At 67.6% G+C, this 1,261-nt stretch carries 2 protein-coding genes; both read right to left on the minus strand.

Translation table 11 applies throughout. The features are described 5' to 3' along the window. Positions 1-445: 445 nt before the first annotated feature. Positions 446-772: a hypothetical protein gene (locus MJD61_22210; protein MCG8557973.1), complete on the minus strand. Its 327-nt coding sequence runs from the start codon at positions 770-772 to the stop codon at positions 446-448. A gap of 49 nt (positions 773-821) precedes the next feature. Further along, on the minus strand, positions 822-1,261 hold a 440-nt coding region (locus MJD61_22215), incomplete at its 5' end, for a hypothetical protein (GenBank protein MCG8557974.1).

The raw sequence follows: 1,261 nt of genomic DNA on the forward strand, positions 1-1,261 counted from the left end.
ATCGTGCCTGCCACCTTGCCTGCCCCTACGCCTCACGGCCCACTCGTGCCGCTCTGACCGCTCGCTCCAGCCCCGCCGCTGCCGGCGCCGCCCGTGGTGCCACCTTGCCCGGCACCAGGAGTACAGTTCCGGATGCACCAGCTGTCACCGGTCAGCCCGCTTCCCGTTGACACGCACCTGCCACGAAGCCTCTGGCACAACAGTCGGTCGGCGCATAGTGGGGGGCCACGAGAACCCTCCGGCACGCAATACGGAGGGCCGGGGAAATGGGGGGTCGTCGTGCACACCGTATTCGTGCGCGGCGGGCAAGGGCCCCAACCCCAGCCGCCCGAGCCGCCTGTGCTGGGGGCACCGCCCAGACCTCCACCCCCCCACTGGGCCGCCCCTCCCCCGACACCGCTCAGGCCCCCGAACCCGCCCTGGGCCGCCCCTCCTCCGACGCCGATCAGGCCGGCGAATCCGCCCTGACCCCCTGCACCGCCAGGGCCGCTCCAGCCGCCTCGACCGCCCATGCCCCCCACGCCGACCTGCCCCCCACGGCCGCCCAGACCGCCAGTCCCCCCTTGGCCACTCGCTGCCCCAACCCCCCCTGGCCGCCGGAAGCGGCATTGCCTCCCGTGACTCCTGCACCGGTCGTCCCGGCCATTCCTCCCACCGCTCCGGCGGCTGCCAGAGCAGTGATCGTTTTGCCGCCGCATGCTACCAGCGGCGTCGCCGCAGTGAATAGCACGCAAAGACACGGTGGGACGCTCGAACGATTGGTGAAGACCATCTGAGCTCCTTACTTGCTAGGTGGCCGCGGGCACACGCCCGGGGTTGCCCTATGGGTTTACTGGTGGACCGATGCCCGGTTGCGGTGGGTCCCCTCCGCTCCCGTTGAAATAGGTGAAGCCGTCGTCCACTCCTTCGACCGAGTAGAACAACGAGTACACGTCGCTGCTGCTGACCGTGCCACCAAAACCGAGCGTCCAGACCCGGATGCTGAGCCAGCGGGCCTTGCCCGGCGTGCACGGCACATCGAGCGAAACGTTCGCGCTTGTCCCACCGCCTACTGGCGCCAACTCGCGCCGTGGCTCGTGCACGATCCCGCCGACACTACAGAGTATGCCGCCGTCTGACCAGCAGTAATACAGGTTGTATCGTGCTAGACCCTGACCAAGCGCACTTTTCTTCATTTTGCAGGGATTAAACCCTGAAAGCCCGGTGTTTTGGGGGTTGTACAACCTCAACCAGAACACCGAAAGGGAGGCTTTCAGGTGAA

The sequence above is a fragment of the Pseudomonadota bacterium genome (genome assembly GCA_022361155.1).
In the GTDB taxonomy this organism is placed as follows: Bacteria; Myxococcota_A; Polyangia; order Polyangiales; family JAKSBK01; genus JAKSBK01.